Raw genomic sequence first — 26,754 nt, forward strand, 5'->3', positions numbered from 1 at the left:
AAAACAAACAACCAGAGGGTAACCTAACTTTTCAAACATGTCTAAATTGAAGAGGCGGGATAGTTGCGCCCAAAATTTCTCATTGCGCTATTCTCATATTGAAAAAAGTTTAGGCTCTGAATTGCTGCTGAAGTAGGAGGAGCCAAAGAACATGGTATGGTACCAGGCATTAACACACAGATTAACATTATGAATGATTACAGCATCCTCATCACCGGTGGCACGGGAACCGTAGGCCAAGCTCTATTGCCGCATTTGCTCAAAACCTATCCCGATATTCGGCGTATTAACGTTTTTTCACGCGATGAGCAAAAACATTATGATATGACCAAGCGTTTTCCCCCATCGCAATATCCTGTACGTTATATCTTAGGCGACGTGCGGGATCGGGAACGCATCATCATGGCCTGCAAAGATGTGAATGTCATTGTCCACACAGCCGCGATGAAGCATGTGCCAGAGAGCGAAAATAACCCTGTCGAATGTGCCAAGACCAATATTTTAGGCACGCAAAATGTAGTTGATGCTGCGGTTATCAATGGTGTCGAGCGTGTGGTGGCCTTGTCCTCCGATAAAGCGGTGTCTCCCATCAATACCTATGGCGCGTCTAAACTTTTTCTGGAAAAGCTGTTTCTTGATGCCAACGCAAAATACGATACCAAGTTTTCGCTGGTTAGATATGCCAATGTGTTCGGCAGCAAAGGTTCCGTGGTACCGTTTTTTCTGCAAAAAAAGACCGAAGGCTATTTGCCTATCACGGATTCGGGCATGACGCGTTTTAGTATCACCATGCAAGAAGGGCTTGAACTTATCCTGTTTGCTATCGAACACGGTTGGGGTGGCGAAATCATTGTCCCTATTTCCCCCTCATACCGCATTACCGATGTTGCCGAAGCCATTGCGCCGGGCATTGAGCAGCGTGTTGTGGGCATCAGGCCGGGAGAAAAACTGCACGAAACCATGGTTGGTGCTTATGAATCCGAGCGCACAGTTCGGTTGGGTAATCGGTACATAGTTTGTCCGCTAGAGGGCAAGTGGACTGCTGAAGAGTTTTGTTCTCAACAAGGGACTAGCGCGGTAGAGCCAGGTTTTGAATATAGTTCAGGCAATAATTCAGAGTGGTTGACGGTGGATCAGCTTCGGCAACTTGTTTTTGAATTTACTGACATATGAGGTTTAATGGAATGCAATCGGAACCCTTGGTTAGCATTATCATGCCTGCTTATAACGCTGAACGTTATATTGAAGAGGCTGTCCACTCGGTGATTCAGCAAACTTGGCAAAACTGGGAATTAATAATTGTCAACGATGGGAGCACAGATGGAACGCAGGTATATTTAGATACACTTGTTGATTCAAGAATTAGAGTAATCAAGCAGAAAAACAAGGGAGTCAGTGCTGCTCGTAATGTTGCTTTGGATATAGTGCAGGGAAAATTTATAACTTTTCTGGATGCTGATGATACGCTTACTGCAAATAGCATTATGGACAGAGCTAACTATCTAGTTACTCATTCAAATGTTGACATTGCTTTAGGGAGATGTTTAGTAAAAGATAAAAATATGTCGAAATTGATTAAAATTGATCAACCTGGATACACCGGTTATCTTAAATATAAAATACTTTCACTTGATGCAAGTGCATTTATTGGTATTTTTTTATTTTTCAGAAGCGATCTTCTTGGAGACGTTAGGTTTAGTGAATCAATGACACATGCTGAAGATTGGTTATTCTATATTACACTTGCTTTTAAAAAGAATGCTTATATAGGCAGTATTGATTCAAATATTTGCTCCTACAGGAGAGGGCATTTATCAGCAATGGCTGACCTTGAAAAGTTACAGAATGGGTATTTCTTTCTTATTAAAGAGTTAAAGAAAATTGAGCTTACTCGTTTACAAGTATGTGCAGTTAAGATAAGGCTTGCTAAAATTATGTTTTTATCATGGTTGAGAATTTCTAAACGAAAATCGTTTAAGTCTTTTTTCCAAATTTTGAGGGCTTAATTGTTGAATACTAGAGACTCTGCTAAAGAATATTTGTTTTATTTTTTTGACAGCTTCAAGTTCCCACTGTTAAGGACAAAATTATACTCATCTGACACTTTAATTGTATTGAATTTGCATGCCATAAATATAAAAAATAAAGTGGAAAATTGTCTTGATGTCTCTATTTTTGATGACTTGTGCAAATGGTTAAAAATAAACTTTGAGATATTACATTTCCAAGATTTGGAAGATCCTGAGTTTTTGAATTGCTCTAAGCCGAAAATGATTTTGTCATTTGATGATGGCTGCTTTAATTTTATAGAGAATGTTCTTCCTGTCATTAAGAGTAACAATATTAAGTGCAATTTAAATCTCATTGGATATTCGCTTAAAACTCAGGTACCACCATTTACTATTTGTCTTTCTGATGCATTGAGGTGTATTGACGATAGTACAGCAGAATATATTGAAATATCTGGTTTTACACCAACAGTAAGCCCTTTGAAAAGAAGAGCATTATGGGATATCGAAGTATTAAATTATCTAAAGATGAGATCCATAGAAAGTCGAGAAAAAATTTTAAATAATTCTGATGGGAGACTTCAAAGGTTAATTGATGATTGTAAAGAAGAGACTAAAATGATGTCGGCTGCTGATGTAAACAATCTCTCGAAATTAGTTGAGCTGGGCAACCATTCCTATAGTCACGAATCTATGGCATTTCAATCTTATGATTATTTTAAAGAAGATTTTTTTAAGTCTCGAGATGTGTTCGATGAAAATAATATATCTTCCGATATATATGCATTTCCTAATGGTAGTTACAGAAAAGATATGATTGATTTTTTGTATAAAGAGGGGGTAAAGTATATTTTACTTGTAAATGAATTAAAAAACTCTGCCAAGAATTCTGAATATAATAGAATTACTTTTTATGCTAATAGTCTTGCAGAAGCGAGAGTTAGAGCCAGTGGAATACTGAATAAATAATTATTATGAAAGTTGCATTAATTATTGGGGAACATCCTGTTCACTTAGCCCTTATTGATAAATTCTGCCAGAATGGCATTAAGATTGATAAGATTTTTATCTCATCAAATTCATGCCTCAATAAAAAATATAGTGCTTATGCATTGATACAAAAAATCGTTCGTAGAATTGTTGGTCATGTTTTTTCCAATGCGTGGAGAGATGTTAATAATTACTATTCGGTTAATTGTAAAACAGATGTACAACAGGATAGAGGCGTTGCTGTTGAATCTGCAAATTCAAAGATTATTCTAAATTATTTTAAAAACGAACAACCTGATTTGGTTGCAATTTCTGGAACAGATCTTCTTAAAAAATCAACCATTGGAATGCTTCCTGCTCAAATTATTATTAATTTTTATACAGGATTATCGCCTTATATTAACGGAGGTCCAAACTGTACAAATTGGTGCCTAAGTATAGGTAGACCTGACTTAATTGGCAATACTGTAATGTGGATAGATTCAGGGATAGATTCAGGGAACATTATCTCTACTTTGCAAACAGACATATCAGATTGCAAATCAATAAGTGATTTATATATAAGGCAATTTCAATATGCTCATACATTGTATATTGAATGTATAAATAATATAATTGAAAAAGGATGTCACGATGTTAAAAATACTGTTCAAGATAATATTGCATCAGGATTAACGTTTTATACTCGTGAATGGAACACATGGGCTATAATAAGGGCATTAATTTATTTTTATTTATTTACTCCAAAACAAGAAAAGTTGTCATTACCTGTGGTGACAATTAAGTCACAGTGAAACCAATGAGTATACAAATTTTATGAAACATTTATAAATATTTAGCGCGGAAACTATACTGTTTGTATGTAGGACATATTGTAAGCAAAGTGTTGTTGTGCAGGAAAATATTGATCCGGTATGAAAAATCATTCTAACTGTCCTCTATGTAATGCGGCTACTATAAGTGATAACAAATGGCTATATTGCAGCGAGTTACTGTTGTGCAGCCAATGTGGTTTAGTTTTTGATAAACGTGTGCCTTCAGAACAAGAGCTAACCGATCATTATAATACATATAGTTATAGCGGAAGAAAACCGCTTTCAGTTGCAACAAAATTAAGCTTTGAAAAGCTGCTAGATTATTTTGAGCCATTTAGAAAAAATAGTAATATATTAGACGTAGGTTGCGGGCAAGGTGATTTTTTGATTGCAGCGAGGGAACGTGGATGGAATGTTTACGGCAGTGAATATTCTCCTGCTGCTATAAAATTATGCGAGGATGCGGGTATAACTATGTGGCCGGGTGAATTTTCTGGTGACTCATTTGGCGATGTCAAATTTGATTGTGTTACTTCATTTGAAGTGCTAGAGCATGTTAATCAACCCAAAAAGTTGATTTATAACTCAATTAGTCCATTAAGAGCAGGCGGACTTTTTTATTTAACAACGCCAAATTTTAACTCGATTATGCGGTATTTTGAAAGAAAAAATTTTAGGATATTAGGATATCCTGAACACTTGGCATTCTATACAAAAAAAAGCATAAGACTTTTATTGTCTCAATATGATTTGGTTGAGAAAAAGGTTCTGACAACGGGCATAGATATTTCCAGGATTAAAGATTTATTTAGAAAAGTAGAGCAGCAAAAAACGAGTAGAGTCCAATCTATGACAGAAAACAATATTGTCCGTGAACGTTTATCCTCCGGCAAAGGAAGATATCTAAAAAATATAGCCAATTATGTGCTAACTATAAGCGGAACAGGAGATACTTTGAAAGCCTACTATCTCAAAAAGTAACAGGATAATAATTCATGTTTATAAGATTGTAATTTATCATGATAGATGTTTTGGGTCTCGCACTCTACGGCCCCCTGGCCGCTAGCACACGCTACCGCCTGCTGCAATATATACCCGGCCTCAATACCCAAGAGATTCAATTGCAGATCAACAGCCTGCTCAATGATGCCTACCTGACTCGTCGGTTTAGTGGGCAAGGCGTTCCGTGGGTAAACATGCTACAGTCAGGCGTAAAAAGACTGGGCTTGCTTGCCAGACAACGTAACTGTCAATGTGTAATTGTCCATTGCGAGATATTTCCTTTGCTGCCAGGATTGTTTGAGAGTAACTTATTGCAAATTCCATATATTTACGACTTTGATGATGCTTTTTATTTGAAATATCAATCCAGTCGGTTCCGTGCTGTTTCTCCTTTACTCAAAAACAAGTTCGATGCCGTCATCCGCCGCGCAACTGTGGTAACTGCCGGTAATCAAACATTAGCCGAATATGCCCAGTCATTAAATCCCAATGTCGTATTGTTACCGACAGTTGTCGATACCGAGCGCTATGTCGTCAAGCCACAAAAGTCTACAGATGTATTTACTGTGGGCTGGATAGGTTCGCCGTCTACGTCTGAATACTTGACTCAAGTAGTACAAGCCTTGTCTTTGTTGGGAAAAGAATCGCCAGTGCAATTTATAGTCATCGGCGGGCGGGCACCGGTCATTCCCAATGTCCAGGTGATAGAAATGCCTTGGCGCGAGGATACGGAAATTTTCCACATCAACCGTTTTGACGTAGGTATTATGCCCTTGCCTGATACGGATTGGGCACGCGGCAAATGTGCTTTCAAACTCATTCAATACATGGCCTGCGGCGTGCCGGTCATTGCTTCGCCTGTCGGTGCTAATCGTGACGTTGTCCAAGAAAACTGCGGCTTTTTCGCCGAAGATACCGAGCAATGGCTCCATGCTTTGCGCACGCTGCGCGATAACCCCGGCCAGCGTGATACAATGGGCATACAAGCCCGCTTGCGCATTGAAACCGAGTATTCGTTACAGCGTAATTTGCCAATTTTGACGAACGCCATCCAAGGATCCATTTGTTAATGAATAATATAGACCCCAAAACCGTAGCAAGCTTTGGCGACGAATGGGCACGTTTTGACCAGTCCGGCATGACCAAAGACGAAGCCCGCAAAGTATTTGGTGAGTATTTCGCTGCCTTTCCTTGGGAAACATTACCAGCAAATGCCGAAGGTTTTGATATGGGTTGTGGTAGCGGTCGCTGGGCATATTGGGTCGCGCCACGGGTGGGGCTATGCACTGTATTGACCCTTCCAGTGCAATTGATGTGGCCTGGCAAACTTTGTCTGAGTATGAAAATATAGTCTTTCATCAAGCGTCGGTAGATGCATCGGGATTACAAGCAGACAGTCAAGATTTTGGGTATTCGCTGGGTGTATTACACCACGTTCCAGATACGCAAGCAGCCATTCAATCCTGCGTGGAACTCTTAAAACCTGGCGCACCATTATTACTTTACCTCTATTATGCCTTCGACAATCGCCCCTGGTGGTTTAGAGGACTGTGGAAACTATCTGATTGGACTAGACGAGTGATTTTTCGTCTGCCAGCTAGTTTGAAACACATTGTCACGGATATTATTGCGACGGTGGTTTATTGGCCCCTTGCCAAAACAAGTTTACTGCTCGAATATTTCGGAATTGATGTCAACAGTATTCCCTTGTCTTATTACCGAATTCATAGTTTCTACACCATGCGAACCGACGCGCGTGATAGATTTGGTACGCCACTCGAACAACGATTTACGCGCCAACAAATTGCTGACATGATGCAAGCGGCGGGATTAGTCGATATACGTTTTTCGGATAAAGCGCCGTTTTGGTGTGCGGTGGTGATTAAGGGACGCAGCAGAAAATAAATATCCCGTTTTCGGTCAAGGGCTGTAGGGGCAGACCTGCGTGTCTGCCCGGTATACCAGGGCAAACACATATTTGTTAAAAGCCTGGACTCCGGCGCAACCGTCGCTGCTTGACAATAAACAACGCTTAGGCCAATTGCTCCAAGCCAATGATTTTAATGGCATACACCACTTGATGGCGACCTTTTTTGCGAATATTCCCAACGATTGGTACCGCAATAATCCTATTGCCCACTACGAAGGTTATTACGCCATCGTTTTTTATGCATATTTCGCCTCCCTGGGACTTGATATTGTTCTGGAAGAAAGCAGTAATAAGGGCCGTCTGGATATGGCGGTGCGTTTTAATCAGCAGGTTTATCTGTTCGAGTTCAAAGTCATCGAATTAGTGCCCGAAGGCCTCGTTTTAGCGCAAATCAAGGAACGCGGTTACGCAGAAAAATATCGCGGTCAGCCGATTCATTTAATTGGCGTGGAATTCAGCCGCAAGCAGCGCACGGTGGTGGGATTTGAAGTGGAAACTATAACCACATAAATATCACCGAGATTTCAACCAAAACCAGTTCTGATTAAATATGTGCGGAATTACAGGCTGCATTTCACGTCATTGTAATGACGATAGTGACCGGTTTGTGCAACAGATGACTGATGCTCTCCGGCACCGTGGTCCTGATGATAGCGGCAGCTGGCTGGATCAGGACTGCGGGGTCGCCTTGGGCCACAGGCGGTTGGCTGTAATCGACCTCTCACCATCAGGGCATCAGCCCATGCATTCCGGCTCGGGGCGCTATGTCATTGTGTTTAACGGTGAGGTATACAACCATCTTATTTTACGAAAACAACTTGAGGATGACGAAAAAGAGCAAAGAGCATGGCAGGGTCATTCCGACACCGAAACCCTGCTTGCCTATTTTGAGACGTGGGGAATAAAAAAAAGTCTGCAAAGTTTTGTAGGCATGTTTGCCCTTGCTGTCTGGGATCGGAAAGAGAGGCAGCTCACCCTTGCTCGTGACAGAATGGGCGAAAAACCCCTGTACTACGGCTGGTGCAATGGTAATTTTCTCTTTGCCTCTGAGTTAAAGGCCCTGCGTCGTTATCCTGATTTCACCAACTCCATCGCAAGGGATGTACTTTCCCTTTATCTCCGCTATTTGTATATTCCAGCACCATACTCGATTTATCAAGACATATATAAGCTGGAACCGGGCTGTATGTTGACCCTGAATTCCTCAGACAGATATACCTGTCCGGACCTTGCTCCCCATGCTCCCAGCCAAGAGAGCGACTGGACTCTGCAACGGTATTGGTCGTTACATGATTCGATCAACAAGAAGGAGCAGGGGTTGCTGCTTGACGACCGGGAAACCTTATCCTTTCTTGAAGATGCCTTGATGCAATCGGTTCAAATGCAGTCCCTTGCCGATGTGCCCTTGGGTGCCTTTTTGTCCGGTGGCGTGGATTCTTCGCTGATTGTCGCTTTGATGCAGTCTCAGGCAATGCAACCTGTAAAAACCTTTAGCATAGGTTTTACTGAAAAAGGCTATAGCGAAGCGATTTATGCAAAGGCTGTTGCTGAACATCTCCAGACCGATCATACTGAGTTGTACCTCACTGCCTCTCAGGCCATTGATATCATTCCGCAACTGCCAACATTGTATGATGAACCCTTTGCCGATTCATCGCAGATTCCGACTTTTTTGGTGGCGCAAATGGCTCGGCAATATGTTACAGTAGCCTTGTCCGGTGATGGTGGGGATGAGCTTTTTGGTGGGTATAACCGGTATCTCTGGGCACCGAAGATCTGGAAAAAAATAGGTTGGCTACCCTATGGACTCCGGCAGCGGATCTGTCGTCTGCTTCTCCTGATATCTCAAAACCATGCGTTGGCGGCACAGCAGGGGATTACCCGTAGAATACCGATAGCTTTGGCAGGAGAAAAGCTCCAAAAACTCGGTCAACGATTACTGGATGTTCGGAATATTGATGAATTTTACCTGAGTCTGGTTGCAGAGTGGAGAAGGCCTGAAGATATAGTTGCTAACAGCAAAGAGCCTGCAACGCTTCTTATGAGCCAGGAGAGCTGGCCGCAACTGGATCGGATTGAAGAGCGCATGATGTATCTTGATGCTATGACCTACTTACCGGATGATATCTTATGCAAGGTGGACAGGGCTGCCATGGGCAACAGTCTTGAGACCAGGGTGCCTTTTCTGGACCATCGGGTCGTGGAGCTGGCCTGGCAACTACCTCTGCATATGAAGATTCGCAATAAGCAGGGGAAATGGGCCTTGCGCCAGATATTGTATAAATACGTGCCCCGTGAACTCATTGAACGGCCAAAGCAGGGGTTTGCCCTCCCTCTGGGCGACTGGTTACGCAGGCCTTTACGTGCTTGGGCTGAGGATTTACTGGATCCTGTCCGTTTATCCCAAGAAGGATATTTTCGTCCTGAACCGATTCGGAAAAAATGGCTGGAACATATAAATGGAAAACGTCATTGGGAACATTCCTTATGGTCAGTCCTGATGTTTCAGGCCTGGCTTGAAACGCAAAAGGAGAAGAGCTAAAATGTGGCCCTATTGGCTTATGTATGCGATCCCTGCCTTTGTAGCCTTGTCAAACAGTTCACGAGAACGCTCCTGGCCCCCCTGGCTGTTATTGGGACTCTTTTTTACAATCAGTATTGGTTTTCGATTTCATGTTGGTGGCGATTGGAATAATTATCTCCCGTATTATGATAGAGAGATTGGACGAGCCTTTACTGATCCCATAACTGGTGATCCGGGCTATGTCCTGTTGAATCGTCTGATGGCACAGTGGGGTTGGAAAATTTATGGGGTTAATTTTGTCTGCGGCTTGATTTTCACCACTGGATTGGTAGTTTTTTGTCGAGGGCTGTATCGTTCTTGGCTTGGCTTTGCGGTTGCAGTGCCGTATGTGGTTGTTGTTGTGGCAATGGGCTATACTCGCCAAGGTGTGGCACTTGGTTTTATCTTCTGGGGGCTCGCCTATCTTGAGAAAGGACGATTTATTTTTTATTTGTTCTTTATTGGCCTTGCAGTTCTGTTTCATAAAACAGCAGTCATTATGGCACCATTGGGAATGTTTCTCTATCAAAGAGGGTGGCTGTTCCGCGTGCTTGCAGTCGGGCTACTGACAGTTGGTCTGTGGAATACCTTTGTAGAGCAGTCATCTGCGCACCTTTGGAGTGCCTATGTTGAGCAACAGATGTTTTCACAGGGAGCTGTTATTCGGGTTGCAATGAATGCGGTTGCTGCTTTTTTTCTCCTGAAATATTGGAAACAATGGAAGCGGGTGTATCCGAATGCTTTACTTTGGTTTTGGATGGCTTGGGCAGCGCTCGCTTGTGTTGTGCTGGTTAATTTTGCCTCTACAGCGGTAGATCGTATGGCCCTGTACCTTACACCCCTGCAGGTAGTTGTTTTTTCCCGTCTCCCCTTTCTTGCCCAAAAAGAGTACGATCCTGACACAATGACGACCTGGATTGTACTCGGCTATGGGGCTGTTCTCCTTGTCTGGCTGAATTTTGCTACCCATGCCCGGTATTGGGTTCCGTATCGGAATATTCTTTTTCAATAACCTGCTTCGGTTCATGAAAATCATTTTTTTCGCCAATACGGATTGGTATCTCTATAATTTCCGGCTCGGATTAGCTCGCTTTCTTTGTGAGCAAGGGGCTGAGGTGATTATGATGTCACCACCCGGTGAGTACGGCGCACGAATCAAAGCAGAAGGATTCCGCTGGCTTCCCCTGCCCATGAACCGGCGGAGCCTTAATCCCTTTCGTGAATTTCAATTGCTTCGCTATATCTGTTCAATATACAGGAAGGAACAGCCCGATGTTGTGCATAATTTCACTATTAAAAGCGTGGTCTATGGCGCATTGGCTGCCCAGGCAGTCGGCATCAAAAAAAGAATTCATGCTGTCACCGGGTTAGGACATATCTTTATCAGTCAGTCTCTCCGAGCCAGAATTCTTCGTCCACTGGTTAAAGGGTTGCTGCGGTTGGCCTTACAAGGCAAAGAAAGTCGTTTAATTCTCCAGAATTCTGATGACAGGGATTTATTCCTTCAGCATAAACTGGTCAGGCCGGAGCGTATTTCAATAATTCAAGGCTCTGGCGTTGATACCCGGCTTTTCGTCCCTGTGAAGAAGGAACGTGAGGGGAAATTTCGGGTTTTACTGGCAGCACGTCTGTTGTGGGAAAAGGGCATCAGGGAGTATGTCGAGACTGCCCAACTTCTCACGCCTCGTGCTGATGAGATTGAATTTTTCCTTGCCGGGGCCGCAGATCCGGGGAATCCCAGTGCTGTCCCGGAACAAGAGATAAAGAAGTGGCAGAACAATGGCCTGGTTACGGTGCTCGGGCATGTGGAGAATATGCAAGAATTGATGAGTAAGGTTGATCTTATGGTCTTGCCAAGCTGGAGAGAAGGAACCCCTCGTGGTCTGTTGGAAGCCGCTGCTATGGGGCTGCCCATTATTACCACTGATGCGCCTGGTTGTCGGGAAGTCGTGGAACATGAAAAAAATGGTTTTCTTGTGCCGATTCACAACGCTTCTGCCTTAGCGGAAAACATTGCTTACCTTCTTGATCACCCTGAAAAATGCGTGCAATTCGGCAGGGCGGGCCGGAAAAAAGTGCAGAAGGAGTTTGCCCAGGAAATAGTTTTTCATCAGACCTGGAAGATCTACCGCTCCCTTGGTATAATGGTGTAAAACAGGAATAAATCGGCGTCAGACCTCTTTTCCCCCAACGTTTTACCCAACAGCAGATCTTGAAAATGATGCAGGATGCAGGGCTTACTGATATCCAATTTTCAGATAACGCTCCATACTGGTGTGCAACCCGGAAGACTTCCGAACATGATCAATCCGCCGTTCCAACTCAACCCGCCAATTGGCATGGATACGGGCCGCAGAAGGAAGCGAAGGTAGCCGAACTCATCCCAAAAGGCTACGGGCACCCGGCCCCTGGCCACCGAGGCTCTGACCGGATCAATTTCAGCAGGATCCGTGGTCGGCAGATGACCAATCTGACACATGGGCAGATGATCAAAGCCTGTGCCACGATTCACCTCTTCCTTTAAATAAGGCAATACCAAAATAAAAGTAACCTCGGCAACTCTCTTCATACGAAGAGTTCCAAGCCACCATATTTTCTTTGTGCAAGAGTAAGAAAGAGTATTGACAGGAGAGAAAATATACCTTTTAATAAAGAGATTATTCATTATTTCAATCTGTTTAGAACATACAGCATTATACGATCATCAACATGGCTCATACCAAAAAAAACAAGCAAAGGAGTGGATTATGAATAGACGTTCTTTTCTGACCACGGGAGCAAAGGCTGCTGTGGGGCTTTATCTTGCCCAAGCTACTCCGGCTTGGGCTAATATCCCCCCTTCTAACCCTGAAAAAACAAGAACCTTAGCATTTTATCATACCCATACTCAGGAACGCCTTAATATCACCTATGCAAAATCTGGTGAATATGATCTGGAGGCCCTGGCCAAGATAAACACCTATCTCCGTGATTTCCGAACCTGTGAGGAGCATCCTATTGATCCTGGTATCCTTGATATCCTCTGGGCAGTACAAAAAGAATTGTGCTGTAACAGTCCATACGAAGTTATTTCCGGCTATCGGTCGCCAAAAACCAACCAGCAACTGCGCAACAAAAGCAATGGTGTTGCTAAACGCAGCCTCCACATGAAGGGCCAGGCCATTGATGTGCGTATCACCGGCGAAAAAACCAAAACCGTCCGGGACTGTGCTATCTCGCTCAAATCCGGTGGCGTAGGGTATTATGCAAAATCAAATTTTGTGCATCTTGATACCGGTCGTGTCCGTTCTTGGTAGCCTTCGTACGTATCAGGTATTTTTCAAAAAATAAGTCCCTGTTTTCAGTGCATGTAGGGGCAGGCTCTGTGCCTGCCCGATAGATAAGGGCGAGCACAGAAATTCGCCCCTACCCAGCACTGGGCATACAGGGAGAATACTTGGTGTTACATTCCTTATCCCTCCCTGAAAAATAGGGAGGGATTATAATTGTTTATAGTGCTCCCTTTCCCCCTCCTTGTTCTGCCTGTGAGACAACGCATAAAAAATGGTTGATATTCAGCACTACCTCAAACAACAACGCCACATAGTCGAAAAAGGTTTGCAACGCTATATGATACAAGAGCAAGGTTCTTTCTCTGCTCATATTGAATCCATGCGCTATAGTCTTTTTGTTGGCGGAAAAAGGATCAGGCCTATTCTCTGCCTTGCAGCAGGACGAGCAGTTTGCACCTCTTCAGACATCGAAGAACAACTCCTGCCCGCAGCCTGTGCCCTTGAATGCATCCACACCTACTCCTTAATCCATGATGATCTGCCTGCAATGGACAACGACGATCTCCGCCGGGGGCAGCCCACCTGTCATAAAAAATTTGGTGAAGCCGAGGCCATCCTTGCTGGTGACGGCCTGTTGACCCATGCCTTTTCTCTGCTCAGTAATCCAGACCTTCCTGGCCCGCCCCCGGCAACCCGCTTACAGCTCATCGCAACCTTAGCCCATGCAGCAGGCTCCCACGGAATGGTGGGGGGGCAGCACCTGGATATCACCAGCGAAGAACAAAACATTCCCTTTGAGCAGCTCAAAACCATTCATCGCTCTAAAACCGGAGCCCTGATTACAGCAGCGGTTCGTATGGGTGCCCTTGCTGCCCAGGCCGATCCCATACAACTTGATGCATTGACCCGCTACGGAGATGCAGTGGGTTTAGCCTTCCAGATTGTTGATGATCTGCTTGACGTGACTGCCTCCACAGAACAGTTAGGAAAAACAGCCGGTACAGATGCTGAACAGGGGAAAGCCACCTATCCAGCCTTTTTTGGCACGAAACAAACCCAGGCATTAGCAAAAGAGGCTGTACACACAGCCAAGGAAGCTCTTTCTTCCTTTGATGAGCGAGCAGAACCTTTGCGAGCTTTAGCGCAGTATATTTTCGACAGAACATGTTGAGCCAAATGCCCTGTCAAACATTTAATATATTATTTTCGAAATATTACATGAAAAGTCAGGGTGGATTTCTTCTTGACATAATTGTAATTAGTTACTGCTTTTTACACAAAAAAGTATTATGCTTTCTGGCTATCAGACTGACAAAATCTTGCCCTATCCATAGAGTATGGTTATAATTAGTCGTTTTTAGTATTGAGACCTGAACAAAGCCTGTCCCGGCCCAGCAAGGCCAGGACAATATATTATCAAAATTGACGGGAAGCTTGGTCGCCTCCCCAGCCACTTTAAAAGAAAGCAGAGGAGTAGGAGGTGCAATGAAACCGGCAGAACGAATGGCTATTCCCCGGCAACATCCGCAGGAACTTGATCCAGCTGAGCGCATAACAAATTTCAAGGAAGTAACTGCGGGCTATGATGAAGCAACAGCAATACTTGAGGCGCAGCGCTGTTTGCAATGCAAAAAGCCAGCCTGTGTGGATGGTTGCCCAATCCGTAATGATATTCCGGGATTCATAGCCTTGCTTCGGGAAAAAAAATTCGAGGAGGCCTATTGGAAGGTACGGGAAACCAGCACCATGCCTTCTGTCTGTTCCCGTGTCTGTCCTCATGAATTTCAATGCGAAGGAAGCTGTATTCGGGGAAAAAAGGGCGAACCGGTGGCTATAGGTATGCTGGAACGGTATCTCACCGATTGGATGGTCGCCAATAAAAAAGCAATGACCAAAGACTGCGCTCTCCCTAACGGACGCAAGGTCGCCATTATCGGCTCCGGCCCTGCCGGGATCACTGCCGCCCATGTTCTGGCCCATCAAGGCTATAAATGTACGATCTACGAAGCCCTTCCAGTCTTTGGCGGCATGCTCTCAGTGGGCATCCCTCATTATCGACTGCCCCGTGACATTATCGGTGCGGAACTTGCCTCGCTGAAAAACTGCGGAGTCGAAATCAAACTTGGCGTGACCATCGGAAAGGATAAGACACTCCAGGAACTCCGAGAAGACGGGTACGATTCCGTCTTTATTGGCGTTGGTGCCCACGAAGGCCGTAAATTAGGCATTGAGGGAGAAGACACCACTCAGGGCGTTCTGCACGGCGTGGATTACCTGCGACGGGTCCTGACCGGAGAAACCGTGGATATCGGGAAAAAGGTTGTGGTGGTCGGCGGCGGCAACGTGGCTATTGATGTGGCCAGAACAGCCCTGCGAACGGGGTCTGACGAGGTGTTTATCCTCTATCGGCGAACCAAGGAAGAGATGCCAGCTTCCGGTTCTGAGATCCATCATCTGGAGGAAGAAGGGGTCCGGGTGGAAATTCTGGCCGCTCCTGTGAAGATCCTCGCCAATGAAAACAATCAGCTCACCGGTGTCCAGTGTGTCAGAATGGAGCTGGGGGAGCCTGATGAATCCGGTCGCCGTCGCCCTGTCATGCAGGAAGGCTCAAACTTTATTATTGAAGCGGACTCCATTATTCCGGCTATCAGCCAGAAAGTTCAGCATGAGGCAGATAAGGGCACAGATCTCAAGCTGGAATCCTGGGGCACCTATACGGTCAATCCCAGAACCCTGCAAACCTCGGTTCCCTGGATCTTCGCTGGCGGCGACAACGTTCTCGGCCCGCAGACTGCGGCCAAGGCGGTCTATCAGGGTAAGGTTGCAGCCGAGTCCATGCAGCGTTTTATGGAAGGCAAAGACCTTGAAGAGGGACGGAACTTATCCTGCTATATGGTTGATTGGTAAAGAATTCTTCAAGAGATTTTTCAGAAAACCCTTTCAATCGGCAGGCATGTAGTGGGCAGAACCTTGTTTCTGCCCGTCTCTACAGCACACCTCGGCATACCCTTCAGCATCCCCTCCTGTTCCCGCCTTTTACCCTGTCTTTACATCCAGCACATCCACCAAGCTGCCGCTGTAGTCGTTGCGGATCATGTTCCAATTAGTTGGTAGCCTATCTTGGCAAGCATTTTTTAAGGTTGCCAAAGGATTACGGCCTGAATCCGACACGGGCTGCATCGGATAAAAAGCACCGCCGTTTTTTCGGTAAAACTACGCCCGATGAATGATCCTTTTGATACTTGATAAACGATCTGTTTGATACCCGATGATTTTATGTCGAATCGGGGTGTGATGTGGAGGGTGAGAGGGAGAGCTATCAGGATTCGAACCTTTTCAATACACCTTTCTAACCCGCATGGCTGTGCGGTTAAATAAGATATTTTATGCTAAGAAACAGCTATTAAGCGGTAACAATCATCCTGTCCGGCGAGACCATATCAAAGCCTTCTCTACAGGGGGAGGAAGCTGAAGCAGATGAAAACGCTCAGCGGTACAAGTATAGTCTTCAGATCCTTATCATTCGACAAGGATTGCTCCTGTCCCTGTCGAACAAAAGAGAGATTGCTTACTTCAGGACTCTTTCTCAAGAGAAACATTTGCAGGCTCCTGCCCGTACAATTCCAGGATATGGCCCATTTTATCCCGTTTACAACGGAGATAATTCATGTTTTCACACTCACAGAGCACCTCAATAGGGAGGCGTTCCACAGCCTCTAAACCATAGCCCTCCAGCCCGATAATCTTCTTGGGATTATTGGTCAACAGACGCATCTTACGTACCCCGAGGTCGCGGAGCATCTGGGCCCCGATACCGTAATCACGGAGATCCGGTTTAAAACCGAGATGCTCATTCGCCTCCACTGTATCCAGTCCTTGGTCTTGCAGATTATAGGCCCTGAGTTTATTCACCAGGCCAATCCCGCGTCCTTCCTGACGCATATATAAAATAACTCCGCTTCCTTCCTGCTCAACCATGCTCATGGCGGCCTGGAGCTGGGCCCCGCAATCACAGCGGGCAGAACCGAACACATCTCCGGTCAGGCATTCAGAATGTACGCGCACCATAACAGGCTCATCCGGGTTGATCTCCCCTTTCACCAAGGCAACATGTTCAAAGGAATCAACATCGTTGGTATAGGCAATGACCTTGAACTCGCCAGCATGCAGGGTAGGCAGGCGGGATTCCACAGCGCGATGCACCAACACGTCTTCACGCAGGCGATAGGCAACCAAGTCTGCCACAGTGGCGATCTTCAGATCATGCTCTTTGGCAAATATCTCCAGATCCGGCATTCGAGCCATGGTTCCGTCATCCTTCATGATTTCGCAGATGACCCCGGCAGTCCGCATTCCCGCCAGACGGGCCAGATCAACCGAACCCTCGGTCTGACCAGTGCGCACTAACACGCCACCCTTGCGGGCACGAAGCGGAAAAATATGGCCCGGGCTGATGATATCGCGGGGGGTGGCATCTGGGGCAACCGCAGCTTCAATGGTCCTGGCCCGATCAGCCGCAGAAATACCAGTGGTCACGCCAGTACGGGCCTCAATGCTGATGGTGAATCCGGTTCCATAAGGCGACTGGTTATCCCGCACCATCATGGGCAGTCCCAGCTGATCAATAATATCCGGGCTCATGGTCAGGCAGATCAGGCCACGACCGTGGGTCGCCATAAAATTAATAGCCTCTGGAGTCACCGACTCAGCGGCCATACAGAGGTCACCCTCATTTTCCCGGTCCTCATCATCCACCAGGATGACCATTTTTCCGGCCTTGATATCTTCAACAACGTCTTCTATAGGACTGACAGCCATGATGCTCACTTAATATTCTGTATGTTGTTACACCCGGTCACCTGAATCAATCTGAACCGAGTGGTGCGTTTATCTCTTTTATCTCAAAAATCCGTGCTCTGCCAAAAAGGCCCGATTTATTTTACTTTCTTCAGTGCCTGCCCCTGTGGGTTGTACTGAAAGCAATTTCTCAACGTATTTCCCAATGATATCCACTTCCAGATTGACCTGACTGCCTTGACGGAGATTACCAAGAGTAGTCACTGCCAGGGTATGGGGAATGATGGACACGGAAAAGCGATTGCCAGAACAGGAGTTCACGGTCAGACTGACCCCATCAATGGTGATCGAACCCTTTTCAATAATATACTTAGATAAGCTGGCATCAAGAGTAAAGGTGAACAGGGTAAAATCACCTGCTGCCTTGCGCTCCTCTATGCGCCCCAGCGTGTCTACATGACCACTGACCAGATGACCGCCCAAGCGGTCGGCCAGTCGCAAGGCTCGTTCCATATTAACCTTGGAACCAACTTCCAGCTGCCCCAAGCTGGTACGGGCCAGACTCTCCGGTGAGACATCTACCAGGAAACGGCGGCCTTTGATGTCGCGGGCAGTCAGGCAGGCCCCGTTCACCGCAATGGACTCGCCCTCTTCCGGATCAGTCAGGTCAAAGCCCGCTTCCAGACAGAAGATCATTCCACCACCAGAGGGCCGCTTCTCAATGACCGTTCCTAATCCCTGAATAATACCGGTAAACATGGATCAGGCCTGCTCCAGCTCATCCGCAAGGGCAGCAAACTCTTCAGCCATACGTTTATGCTTGAAATTCTTATGGATAGAGGAAACCGTACGATAGGTATCTGCCGCTTTCTGGTTATCTCCTTTTTCCCGGTACAGCTCGGCAATGACCGTCATGACCTCAACCATTCCTTTGGGATTTTTGGTCAAATGGTAATGCTCAACTATATCCAAGAGGATCTCCATTGCCTTGTCCAACTCACCCTGCTTTTGGTAGATCGCAGCGATCTTTTTATTCAGGGCCAGGATAGAAAAAGAGTCTCCTTCTTTCTCGCAGATGGCATAGGCCCGTCGGTAATGCTCCAGGGCTGCTGTATAGTCCTGTTTCTCTAAGCAGACATCACCAAGCCGATCCGAGGCATTGGCAACACCCTGCTCATCGCCTTTTTCCTCAAATCCTTTCAGGGCATTATGAAAGGACATGGCAGCCATATTATAATCGCCTTTTTTAAACTGCTCACGACCTTGCAGGTAATCGCGTTTGGCAGGATCTTTTTTCAACTCCTCTTCTCGGGCCTTTTCCGGGTCAGCCGGGCCGATGGAGTTTAAGGGCTGAATAGATGTGGACATTGGTTTTCTCCGTGTGTTACTTCAAATTAATCAATATATTTCGTCGTGGGATTCCCCAACGATTTTTTCTATATCAACGAACGAGAAAGATTGATTAGGAACCTTTCTTTTTCAGACTCTCCATCCGCTTCCAAAGCCGACACAAAGCCTCCCGAGCCTCGGGGTTCTCAACATTCTCCGCCATAGAACGAAACGCCTGCTCAGCATCTGCATCAACATCAAGCGGCGGTGGAACATACTCTTCTGTGGGCGTATCAATCAGCTCCGCAGGCTGCAAGACCCAACGGATATCCCCCACAGTCAGTGCTCCTTGCAGAAAACCATTGATGCTATCAATGATCTCTGTCTTGCTGAAATTCATCTGCTGCATCCAGACAGAATTATGGGCATAGATCCAGAGATCTTTTCTCCGAAAATAGGCAGGCATGCTGTACTTGGCAAATGCCTCACCGACCAGCTGGGGCCAGCGCTGTACCAACTTAAAGAGATGCCACTGATTTCCCCATTGCTGATACCCGTACACATCTGATAGGGTTTCAGTCAGCGGGACAAGTTTTCTCCTTTTTTCAGCCATGTTGCGCTCTACAATCCTCCCGATACAGAGAAAGAAAAAGGTCAAGTATAACAGAACACCGATAGAGTGTATACCCTTTTTCCGAAGAGTTCAGGAGATAAAAAAAAGGACAGCGCTCACAATATGTGAAAGCTATCCTTTCTTTGTCAGCATTGATTTCCTTACCGGGTAATTGAGGTCAGAGCCTGATTAACCTGCAATTTGGAAAACAAACGTGGTCTGTCGCTCATTTTTAATGGATGGATAATGAGGCGTTTACGGAGTATCCTCTGGAAACAGTGGCAGAATCCGCAATCCCGTGTCCGGGAGCTGAAGAAACGGGAGTATTACTCTTGGTCTTTTTCTTCCTGGTATACAACTTCTGTCCTGATCAGCCGAACCGCCTTAGTACGCAATCCGTATGCTTGATGGTGTGGAAGGGGCCAGTCAGTGATGGCTGTTCTTATCCCGATCTTTCATTTCTTATACACATTTTTTCGATGTTGGATTCTAAGAATCAAGATGGAATCATTAAGAATTGTAAAGATAACACGATAATTTCCTACTCGATATTTTCTTAAACCAGCAAATTGACCTTTTAATTCTGGCAGTTCCTCTGTTAACGCAGGAAGTTCCAGGGTTATTTTCTTTAAAATTCGATCAGCTTCAGAATGATCTATTTTTTTCAAATCTTTTGCAACTGACTTTTTAAAAGTGATATTATAGACCAATTTCTTCTCTTATTTCTTCAATAGATACTATAGGATCAGAAGTATCTCGAAGTCGATCAAGACTTACTTGTAAATCTGCTTGGTTTTGTAAATACCCCTCAAGTGCCTTTTGTACAAGAAAAGATTTGGATCTTTCTGTGGCTACAGCGACATTGCTCAGTTTTTTTGCAAGTTCATCTGGTAATCTTACTGAAAGTGCGGTGCTCATATTCTATTGCCTCCTTTGTCTTTCTTTGTAACACAATGTAATACATTTTTACACCTAAGTCAATCGGTAGTAACACTCCCCCCTCGCTCATCATCCCCTCATTTCACATACGACACAGGCAAAATAAAATAAAAGTTATTCCCCTCCGACGTTTGCTCATAACCAACAATCCCGCCGTGCAACTCAACAACATGCTGAATAAAGGCTAACCCGTGACCAGTCCCATACACACCTGCGCTTCCTTTACCGCGCACCCCTTCCTGAAAAATAAAAGGCGCTTCTTCCGGGTCAAGATGAGGCCCTGTGCTGAACACATTGAACTTCACCCCCTGTTCACCGCATTCAGGGAAGTTATCCATCACCTCACGTCCATAAGCAATGGCTTTTCGTTTCTTGCCATCCTGAGTGGTGATTTCACGGGCATACTTGGCAGCATTGGAAAAAAGGTTGGCATAGACCTGAGAAAGCAGGCCAAAATCCACGACAAGCTGAAATTCTTCATCCAGCATATTATTGGGCCGATCAACGGTTATATTGGCGGCCCGCAAACGGCTGGCATAGTTTTCCAGCTGCGGAAGAATAATCTCTTTTTCAACAAAACAACGCTTGGGACGCAACACCAAATGCCCGCTTTCAAAATGTTCACGCCGAAAAAGACTTTCTAAAAACAAACTGATATTAGAATGATGCTTGACTATTTCAGAGTGATAAAACAACAAATCATCACTCAAACTGTCACATCGGCTGAGGCAACTTTCACAGTTTGGAGAGGCAATATCTGAATCGGTGGTTTTCCGTATCTGATCCCGAAGACCTTCAAGTTCTATTATTTTTTTCCGTAGCTTATTAAAGAGATGGCGGAAATACATATTCGGCACAATCACATTATGCTCAATATCCATCACCAGGGTATTGATAAATTTCAGGTGATCAATATTTTGCAAGGCAATGAGCCGGTTATGAAGATTATAACCAATTCGGTTTGTGTATTTATTGAGAAAAAAACGATCATCAGCAGAGAGCTTGCCTAAGGGCGTAACACTGAACATTCCCAGGATGCGATTCCTGGTATAGACCTTAGCAGAAGAACATCGTTCAGTGCTTCTGTTCTGTCCTGGTGTTTTTGAAACAACTCCCGGGTCTTCAGCAGGCATTTTGTTATAGATAGGAACGATATATGAATTTTTACTTTGATACGGTGATCCCCGTAAGGTGATATGCTCTGGGGCTGTTCTTTTTTCAGAACAAATCCCGTGGCTGCTATTGCAGGCCAAATAGAGCCTTTTGCTTTCTTCATCCAAGAGATACAAGGCACTATCAAGACCGGTCATCTCCAAGGGCACAGCGACACAGATCCGGTAAAAATCTTCCAGCGCATCATACTCCTGAGCAAGATCGAAAAAGGCTTTTAAAAAATCATTAAACTCGGAAGTAAAATTATATCGCTCATAACTCTTTGACTTTTCCCGTATCCGTTGACAAATTTTTTGTAGATCTGAACAATGCTGCACTCTGCCTCCTCCATTTTAACGAGCGTTCTTACAAAAACAACCAGAAGAAATACATTGTCAGGACACTCTTAATAAAAGCAAAAAAAGAGTATAATCCTTAGCGGTTCATTACTTATTATCAAGCACTACTTCATCTCGTGCCTGATCCTCGGACAACAACACATCAACCCGTTCTGCATCATCAGCCCGAATACAGATTCCGTTATAATCTGGCTGAATGGGAAGCTCACGCCCCTGACGGTCAACCAGAACAGCCAACTGAATGGAACGGGGACGCCCGTAATCCATTATCGCATCCATCGCAGCGCGGATCGTACGCCCAGTGAAAATAACATCATCCACCAGCACAACATCCTTATCTTCAACTGTGAATTCGATATTGGTCTTACGAACAATAGGATTCTGGGAAATCAGACTCCAGTCATCCCGATACAAAGTGATGTCTACACTGGCTATTGGTACCTCGTTATCCTCATGGATGGTGATCTTCTCATGCAACCGGGAGGCCATAAAAACGCCACCCGTATGAATACCAATAAGGGCTAAATTATCAACACCCTGATTGCGCTCAATAATCTCCATAGCCAAGCGTTCGATGCTCCGTTCAATGGCCTCGTTGTTCATAACAATACGGGCGGACATAATTAACCTCTGTTCCAAAAATAAGCAGGACCCTTTTCATCAACCAGATTAATGGCTTCAGGAAAGGCCTCGCATTCTTGCGCAAATACCTTATCTGCAATATCATCAGGTGCATCAGCAGGTTCTAACGAGATACATTTTTGCAGGATGATAGGACCTTCATCATAAATCTCATTGGCAAAATGAACCGTACAACCGCTGACAGTACAGCCTCTGGCCTTGACAGCCTCATGGACATGATGGCCGTAAAAACCTGGGCCACAAAACGAAGGAATTAAAGAAGGATGAATATTAACAACCCGTTGTTGCAAGGATTCTGGTGGCTCATACAGTTTCAGATAGCCGGCAAGAGTGATCAGGTCAATATCATAGTTAGCCAGGATACTATTAATGGCTGCATTATCAGCAGCATGAAAGGCAGGATAACCGTATCTCTTCGCTTTCTCCACCCCCAAGGCATCATGAATATTGGAGATAACCACTTGAATTTCCGCTTTCATTGTTCCCGCCTCAATATGTTCATGAAAATTATCCAAGGTCCTGCCTGAACCGGATAACAGCACTGCTATCTTCTGCATCATCTTCTCCTTTTCCTGCACAGAGGAAAAACAAAGGGCGGCGCAACAGCACCACCCTCTTGTTGCTCTTCTTTCCGGCTTTATTCCCCATTTAAAAAAGGATTACTGTCTACATCTACCTTAACCAGCCAATCAGCAATGGCTGTGTCATAGGCTGAGGTCAGCTGAAAAACCTTAACAGCCAGCTTGAATCGGGTCTTCAAAGTGGTGTTGCCGGTCTCACGAATTTCCGCCAGAACCTGATCGTAATCCGCAGGATCAACAATCACGGTGACATCCCGAAAGTTCTTTGCTGCTGCCCGCAACATGGTCGGTCCACCAATATCAATATTCTCAATAGCATCATCAAGGCTACAGTTAGGGTCAGCCACGGTTTTCTCAAAGGCATAGAGATTGACCGCAATAATATCAATAGGATTGATCCCATGCTCTGCGCATTGCTGCTGATGATCGGCATTTTCCCGCTGATTAAGAATACCGCCATGCACCAAGGGATGCAGGGTCTTGACCCGTCCATCCAGCATTTCCGGGAATCCGGTGAACTCAGAAACATCCTTGACTGCGATGCCGTTGTCCCGCATTTTTTGGGCAGTCCCGCCAGTAGACAGGATCTCAATGCCCATTTCGGTTAATGCCTTGGCAAAATCCTCAATGCCGGATTTATCGGTCAGGCTGATTAAGGCCCTTGTTGCTTTGTTCATTTTTTCTTTCCTCGCTCAAATAAACTCCTACCCCTCCCCTCTGGGGAGGGACAACAAAAAATGAAAGCTGGTCGATAACTCGAACAAGGTATTCGACCCTTTCATAGACATTGTGGCTACGTTATTTTCTTATTCCTTACGCAGAAACTTCCTGATTTTGCGACGATCCCGTTTATCAGGTCGTCCTTCAGGCCGGGAGGCCGATGCTTTGACCAAACGCCGTTGCTCACGGGCTTGCTCACGCTGGGCCTGCGATTCTTCAGTCTCTTCATACAGCGTTTGAGCCACCTTGGCTGGCCCCCGCCGGGCACTCAGGGCCAGGATAATAACTATGTATTCCTCAGTGCCCCGCTTGATTCTGAGCTGCTCTCCCCCTTGAACAAGCCGGGAAGGCTTTACCCGCTTGCCATTGAGATGAACATGGCCGCCACTCACCGCTTTTGAGGCTAAGGAACGTGTTTTAAAAAAACGGGCAGCCCAGAGCCATTTATCCAGACGAACAGCGGTGTCCTGCGTATCTTTGTTTGTCATTTTTCCGGTCTTTTTATCTTCTGTTGGCTTTTCTTACAATGTCATCAAATAATAGGATTTTTGAAAAAGTGCAAGAGGAACTGTGGGTTCAATTTTGCACGACAAAAAAATATTATCTTATGCTTGTCGAAAAAAATATGGTAATACTGCTCACTGTCTCAGCGATATGCAATACTAAGGAAATCTCCAAACAATAAAACCCCTTTTTTCGGGACGTTCCAATTTTCCAATTCTGACAGGAATAACTCCTATGAAATTACAATCTGTCGGCATAAAAAACTTTACCTGTCCTGTTTCCATTCGGGAACAACAGGGCGGTGTACAGCAGACTGTTGCTGCAATCAAGCTGCAGGCTGCTCTTCCTCACCACTTTAAACAATCCTGCCTTGAGACTTTTACCTGTATTCTGGCAAAATATCAAAGAGATATGCACACAAAAATTTTTCCGGAACTCTTAACAGACGTACAGAGTAACCTCCAGGCAGAGCAGGCAGAATTGGAGATGCAGTTTCCTTACTTTATCGCCAAACAGGCCCCTGTCACCAGAACATCAAGTCTGATGGAGTATGACTGTTCCTTTATAGGCAGTATTGACAGTCACGTTGACAATCAAAAGCATAAGCTCCTGTTACGGGTCAGCGTTCCTTTAACGACGCTTTGCCCCTGCTCCAAAGAAATCAGTCAGCAGGGAGCACATAACCAACGGGCGGAAGTCGTTCTGACTGTGCAGCCTTCTGGTTTTATATGGCTGGAAGAGCTGATCACCATGGTGGAAAGCTGCGGCTCCTGCGAACTCTATGCCCTGCTGAAACGACCTGATGAAAAATTTGTGACTGAAGAAGCCTATGCAAACCCCATGTTTGTTGAAGATGTGGTGAGAAAGGTCGCTCAAAAAGCAAAAAATCATGAGACCATAGGCTGGTTCTCAGTCAGTGTGGAGAGCTTCGAATCCATTCATAAACACAGTGCCTATGCCTATGTAGACAGTAGAGATCTGAACCAGGAGTGTCAAAGTACAAAGGACTGAGCCGGGGAGGCTCCTCACAGTCCATCTCGCACCTGTTTACCTGTTTTCAACCCTTTTCAATCCCACCAAGACAGAGATATTTCTGCTCCAGGTATTCATCAATACCGTATTTCGAGCCCTCACGCCCGATACCCGACTCCTTGATACCACCAAAAGGAGCAGATTCTGTTGACATGATGCCTGTATTAACGCCAACCATCCCGTATTCCAGGGCTTCAGACACTCGCCAGCAACGTCCCATATCTCTGCTGAAAAAGTATGAGGCCAGGCCATAGGGGGTGTCATTGGCCAAGGCAACAGCCTCCTCTTCTGTTGAAAAGGAAAAGAGCGGGGCCACCGGGCCAAAGGTCTCTTCAGAAGCGATCTCCATATCAGTGGTTACATCCAGGAGGATTGTCGGTTCAAAAAAGAAACCGGTTTCCCCAACCCTTTTACCGCCTGAGCCCAAACGAGCCCCTTTTCCTAAGGCATCCTGAATTTGCTGCTCCACTTTCTCCACAGCGTTTAAATCAATTAACGGCCCCTGGTTTACCCCTTCATCAAAGCCATTCCCCACCTTGAGTTGCTCCTGCACCGCCTGAATCAACTTTTCTGCAAAGGCATCATAGACACCTTCCTGAACTATAAAACGATTGGCGCAGACACAGGTCTGACCGGAATTGCGGTATTTAGAAGCAACAGCATTGCTGACCGCTTCATCCAGATCAGCATCGTCAAAGACAATAAAGGGTGCATGTCCACCCAGCTCCAGGGAAATCTTCTTAACCGTGTCCGCACATTGCCGCATCAGCATTTTTCCTATTTCCGTGGAACCGGTAAAGCTGAGTTTGCGCACAACCGAACTTGCTGTTAAGGCCCCACCAATTGCAGAAGCTGATCCGGTCAGGACATTGAAAATCCCACGGGGTATTCCGGCCTCTTCAGCAAGCTTGGCTAAGGCCAGTGCAGAAAACGGGGTCTGACCAGCTGGCTTCACAATCACTGGGCAACCTGCGGCCAAAGCAGGGGCTGCCTTGCGGGTAATCATAGCAGAGGGGAAATTCCAGGGTGTAATAGCAGCACAAACGCCCACAGGCTGCTTTATAACAATAATCCGCTTTCCTGGCTGCCTCATTGGGATCGTATCCCCATACACCCGCTTTGCCTCTTCAGCAAACCATTCCACAAAACTGGCAGCATAGAGAATCTCTCCCTGCGACTCTGCCAGGGGTTTGCCCTGTTCTGCGGTCATGATGGAGGCTAAATCTTCCTGGTTGGCAATAATCAGATCATACCAGCGCCGAATGATGCAAGAACGCTCATGAGCTGTTGTCTTTTTCCAGGCAGGCCAGGCAGCCTCAGCAGCCTCTATGGCCTGAAGCGTTTCTTTCCGTCCCAAGGAGGGAACAGAACCGATCAACGCACCTGTTGCCGGGTTATGCACAGCAATATGTTTTTCCTCTCCGGAAGAGATCCAATTGCCGTTAATAAAACAACGACTGCAAAGCAAGTCTTTATTTTTTAAATTCATCGAAACAACTCCAACT

29 protein-coding genes and 1 pseudogene are annotated in these 26,754 nt (G+C 45.5%); 17 read left to right on the plus strand and 13 right to left on the minus strand.

The genetic code is table 11. The features are described 5' to 3' along the window. Nucleotides 1–189 precede the first annotated feature (189 nt). From L2082_RS03710 to L2082_RS03765, 12 genes are all read left to right on the plus strand, one after another. The gene (locus L2082_RS03710) at nt 190–1,173 is read left to right on the plus strand and encodes a polysaccharide biosynthesis protein (protein WP_446007819.1); all 984 of its coding nucleotides are present in this window, start codon (nt 190–192) and stop codon (nt 1,171–1,173) included. 11 nt (nt 1,174–1,184) lie between these two features. After that, nucleotides 1,185–2,006, plus strand: a complete 822-nt coding sequence (locus L2082_RS03715; RefSeq protein ID WP_446007818.1) for a glycosyltransferase family 2 protein — start codon at nt 1,185–1,187, stop codon at nt 2,004–2,006. A gap of 3 nt (nt 2,007–2,009) precedes the next feature. Further along, nucleotides 2,010–2,978: a polysaccharide deacetylase family protein gene (locus L2082_RS03720; protein ID WP_446007817.1), complete on the plus strand. Its 969-nt coding sequence runs from the start codon at nt 2,010–2,012 to the stop codon at nt 2,976–2,978. A 5-nt stretch (nt 2,979–2,983) separates the two neighbouring features. Further along, nucleotides 2,984–3,793 (plus strand): formyltransferase family protein, encoded by an 810-nt coding sequence (locus tag L2082_RS03725; protein WP_446007816.1) that lies wholly within the window; start codon nt 2,984–2,986, stop codon nt 3,791–3,793. Between the two features lie 120 nt (nt 3,794–3,913). Beyond that, a complete protein-coding gene (locus tag L2082_RS03730; RefSeq protein ID WP_446007815.1) occupies nt 3,914–4,795 on the plus strand; it encodes a class I SAM-dependent methyltransferase in 882 nt (293 codons plus the stop codon). Nucleotides 4,796–4,833: 38 nt separating this feature from the next. Further along, nucleotides 4,834–5,886, plus strand: coding sequence for a glycosyltransferase (locus L2082_RS03735; RefSeq protein ID WP_446007814.1), 1,053 nt, complete (start codon nt 4,834–4,836; stop codon nt 5,884–5,886). After that, nucleotides 5,886–6,167, plus strand: a complete 282-nt coding sequence (locus L2082_RS03740; RefSeq protein ID WP_446007813.1) for a hypothetical protein — start codon at nt 5,886–5,888, stop codon at nt 6,165–6,167. The genes L2082_RS03735 and L2082_RS03740 overlap by 1 nt, the downstream gene beginning before the upstream one ends. Beyond that, the gene (locus L2082_RS03745) at nt 6,098–6,721 is read left to right on the plus strand and encodes a class I SAM-dependent methyltransferase (RefSeq protein ID WP_446007812.1); all 624 of its coding nucleotides are present in this window, start codon (nt 6,098–6,100) and stop codon (nt 6,719–6,721) included. The genes L2082_RS03740 and L2082_RS03745 overlap by 70 nt, the downstream gene beginning before the upstream one ends. Before the next feature lie 73 nt (nt 6,722–6,794). Next, entirely contained in the window at nt 6,795–7,256 is a 462-nt protein-coding gene (locus tag L2082_RS03750; RefSeq protein ID WP_446007811.1) for a PD-(D/E)XK nuclease domain-containing protein, read from the plus strand. 40 nt (nt 7,257–7,296) lie between these two features. Continuing rightward, nucleotides 7,297–9,288: an asparagine synthase (glutamine-hydrolyzing) gene (asnB, locus tag L2082_RS03755; RefSeq protein WP_446007810.1), complete on the plus strand. Its 1,992-nt coding sequence runs from the start codon at nt 7,297–7,299 to the stop codon at nt 9,286–9,288. A 1-nt stretch (nt 9,289) separates the two neighbouring features. Next, nucleotides 9,290–10,321, plus strand: coding sequence for an EpsG family protein (locus tag L2082_RS03760; protein ID WP_446011458.1), 1,032 nt, complete (start codon nt 9,290–9,292; stop codon nt 10,319–10,321). 13 nt (nt 10,322–10,334) lie between these two features. Continuing rightward, nucleotides 10,335–11,462 (plus strand): glycosyltransferase family 4 protein, encoded by a 1,128-nt coding sequence (locus L2082_RS03765; protein WP_446007808.1) that lies wholly within the window; start codon nt 10,335–10,337, stop codon nt 11,460–11,462. Between the two features lie 101 nt (nt 11,463–11,563). Here L2082_RS03765 and L2082_RS03770 read toward each other — a convergent pair whose 3' ends face one another. After that, entirely contained in the window at nt 11,564–11,878 is a 315-nt protein-coding gene (locus L2082_RS03770; protein ID WP_446007807.1) for a hypothetical protein, read from the minus strand. Between the two features lie 178 nt (nt 11,879–12,056). Between L2082_RS03770 and L2082_RS03775 the strand changes: the two genes are divergently transcribed. The 3 genes from L2082_RS03775 to L2082_RS03785 all read left to right on the plus strand — a co-directional run bounded on the left by L2082_RS03775 (nt 12,057) and on the right by L2082_RS03785 (nt 15,488). Further along, nucleotides 12,057–12,605, plus strand: a complete 549-nt coding sequence (locus tag L2082_RS03775) for a YcbK family protein (RefSeq protein WP_446007806.1) — start codon at nt 12,057–12,059, stop codon at nt 12,603–12,605. 247 nt (nt 12,606–12,852) lie between these two features. Continuing rightward, nucleotides 12,853–13,752: a polyprenyl synthetase family protein gene (locus L2082_RS03780; protein WP_446007805.1), complete on the plus strand. Its 900-nt coding sequence runs from the start codon at nt 12,853–12,855 to the stop codon at nt 13,750–13,752. Between the two features lie 314 nt (nt 13,753–14,066). Continuing rightward, nucleotides 14,067–15,488 (plus strand): NAD(P)-dependent oxidoreductase, encoded by a 1,422-nt coding sequence (locus tag L2082_RS03785; RefSeq protein ID WP_446007804.1) that lies wholly within the window; start codon nt 14,067–14,069, stop codon nt 15,486–15,488. A gap of 666 nt (nt 15,489–16,154) precedes the next feature. Here L2082_RS03785 and L2082_RS03790 read toward each other — a convergent pair. From L2082_RS03790 to L2082_RS03805, 4 genes are all read right to left on the minus strand, one after another. After that, nucleotides 16,155–17,399: a bifunctional 3,4-dihydroxy-2-butanone-4-phosphate synthase/GTP cyclohydrolase II gene (locus L2082_RS03790; protein WP_446007802.1), complete on the minus strand. Its 1,245-nt coding sequence runs from the start codon at nt 17,397–17,399 to the stop codon at nt 16,155–16,157. Nucleotides 17,400–17,477: 78 nt separating this feature from the next. Further along, complete coding sequence (locus L2082_RS03795) at nt 17,478–18,137, minus strand: riboflavin synthase (protein WP_446007801.1); 660 nt, start codon at nt 18,135–18,137, stop codon at nt 17,478–17,480. Nucleotides 18,138–18,140: 3 nt separating this feature from the next. Further along, the gene (locus L2082_RS03800; RefSeq protein WP_446007800.1) at nt 18,141–18,746 is read right to left on the minus strand and encodes a tetratricopeptide repeat protein; all 606 of its coding nucleotides are present in this window, start codon (nt 18,744–18,746) and stop codon (nt 18,141–18,143) included. 94 nt (nt 18,747–18,840) lie between these two features. Beyond that, the gene (locus L2082_RS03805; RefSeq protein WP_446007799.1) at nt 18,841–19,320 is read right to left on the minus strand and encodes a DciA family protein; all 480 of its coding nucleotides are present in this window, start codon (nt 19,318–19,320) and stop codon (nt 18,841–18,843) included. Between the two features lie 246 nt (nt 19,321–19,566). On the opposite strand from L2082_RS03805, the gene L2082_RS03810 reads away from it, so the two are divergent. Then, nucleotides 19,567–19,728, plus strand: a complete 162-nt coding sequence (locus tag L2082_RS03810; RefSeq protein ID WP_446007798.1) for a hypothetical protein — start codon at nt 19,567–19,569, stop codon at nt 19,726–19,728. A 47-nt stretch (nt 19,729–19,775) separates the two neighbouring features. On the opposite strand, the gene L2082_RS03815 is transcribed toward L2082_RS03810, so the two are convergent. The 7 genes and pseudogenes from L2082_RS03815 to L2082_RS03845 form a co-directional block, all read right to left on the minus strand. Beyond that, a complete protein-coding gene (locus L2082_RS03815) occupies nt 19,776–20,030 on the minus strand; it encodes a type II toxin-antitoxin system RelE family toxin (protein ID WP_446007797.1) in 255 nt (84 codons plus the stop codon). Further along, nucleotides 20,020–20,238 (minus strand): type II toxin-antitoxin system RelB family antitoxin, encoded by a 219-nt coding sequence (relB, locus tag L2082_RS03820; protein ID WP_446007796.1) that lies wholly within the window; start codon nt 20,236–20,238, stop codon nt 20,020–20,022. Before relB ends, L2082_RS03815 begins: the two co-directional genes overlap by 11 nt. 98 nt (nt 20,239–20,336) lie before the next feature. Continuing rightward, nucleotides 20,337–21,749 (minus strand): sensor histidine kinase, encoded by a 1,413-nt coding sequence (locus L2082_RS03825; protein WP_446011459.1) that lies wholly within the window; start codon nt 21,747–21,749, stop codon nt 20,337–20,339. A 108-nt stretch (nt 21,750–21,857) separates the two neighbouring features. Beyond that, nucleotides 21,858–22,391, minus strand: a complete 534-nt coding sequence (gene pyrR / locus L2082_RS03830; protein ID WP_446007794.1) for a bifunctional pyr operon transcriptional regulator/uracil phosphoribosyltransferase PyrR — start codon at nt 22,389–22,391, stop codon at nt 21,858–21,860. Between the two features lie 2 nt (nt 22,392–22,393). Continuing rightward, nucleotides 22,394–22,972, minus strand: coding sequence for a phosphoribosylglycinamide formyltransferase (gene purN / locus L2082_RS03835; RefSeq protein WP_446007793.1), 579 nt, complete (start codon nt 22,970–22,972; stop codon nt 22,394–22,396). A gap of 122 nt (nt 22,973–23,094) precedes the next feature. After that, a pseudogene (locus L2082_RS03840) lies at nt 23,095–23,670 on the minus strand (IMP cyclohydrolase); the annotation flags it as partial. A 129-nt stretch (nt 23,671–23,799) separates the two neighbouring features. Continuing rightward, nucleotides 23,800–24,201, minus strand: a complete 402-nt coding sequence (locus L2082_RS03845) for an RNA-binding S4 domain-containing protein (RefSeq protein ID WP_446007792.1) — start codon at nt 24,199–24,201, stop codon at nt 23,800–23,802. 250 nt (nt 24,202–24,451) lie between these two features. On the opposite strand from L2082_RS03845, the gene folE2 reads away from it, so the two are divergent. Continuing rightward, nucleotides 24,452–25,228 carry a GTP cyclohydrolase FolE2 gene (gene folE2, locus L2082_RS03850; RefSeq protein ID WP_446007791.1) on the plus strand — a complete coding sequence of 259 codons (777 nt, stop codon included), beginning with the start codon at nt 24,452–24,454 and terminating at the stop codon, nt 25,226–25,228. Nucleotides 25,229–25,274: 46 nt separating this feature from the next. Here the strand turns inward: folE2 and L2082_RS03855 are convergent, their stop codons facing one another. Next, nucleotides 25,275–26,738, minus strand: coding sequence for an NAD-dependent succinate-semialdehyde dehydrogenase (locus L2082_RS03855; RefSeq protein WP_446007790.1), 1,464 nt, complete (start codon nt 26,736–26,738; stop codon nt 25,275–25,277). Nucleotides 26,739–26,754 lie beyond the last annotated feature (16 nt).

The sequence above is a fragment of the Candidatus Electrothrix sp. genome (assembly GCF_052785085.1).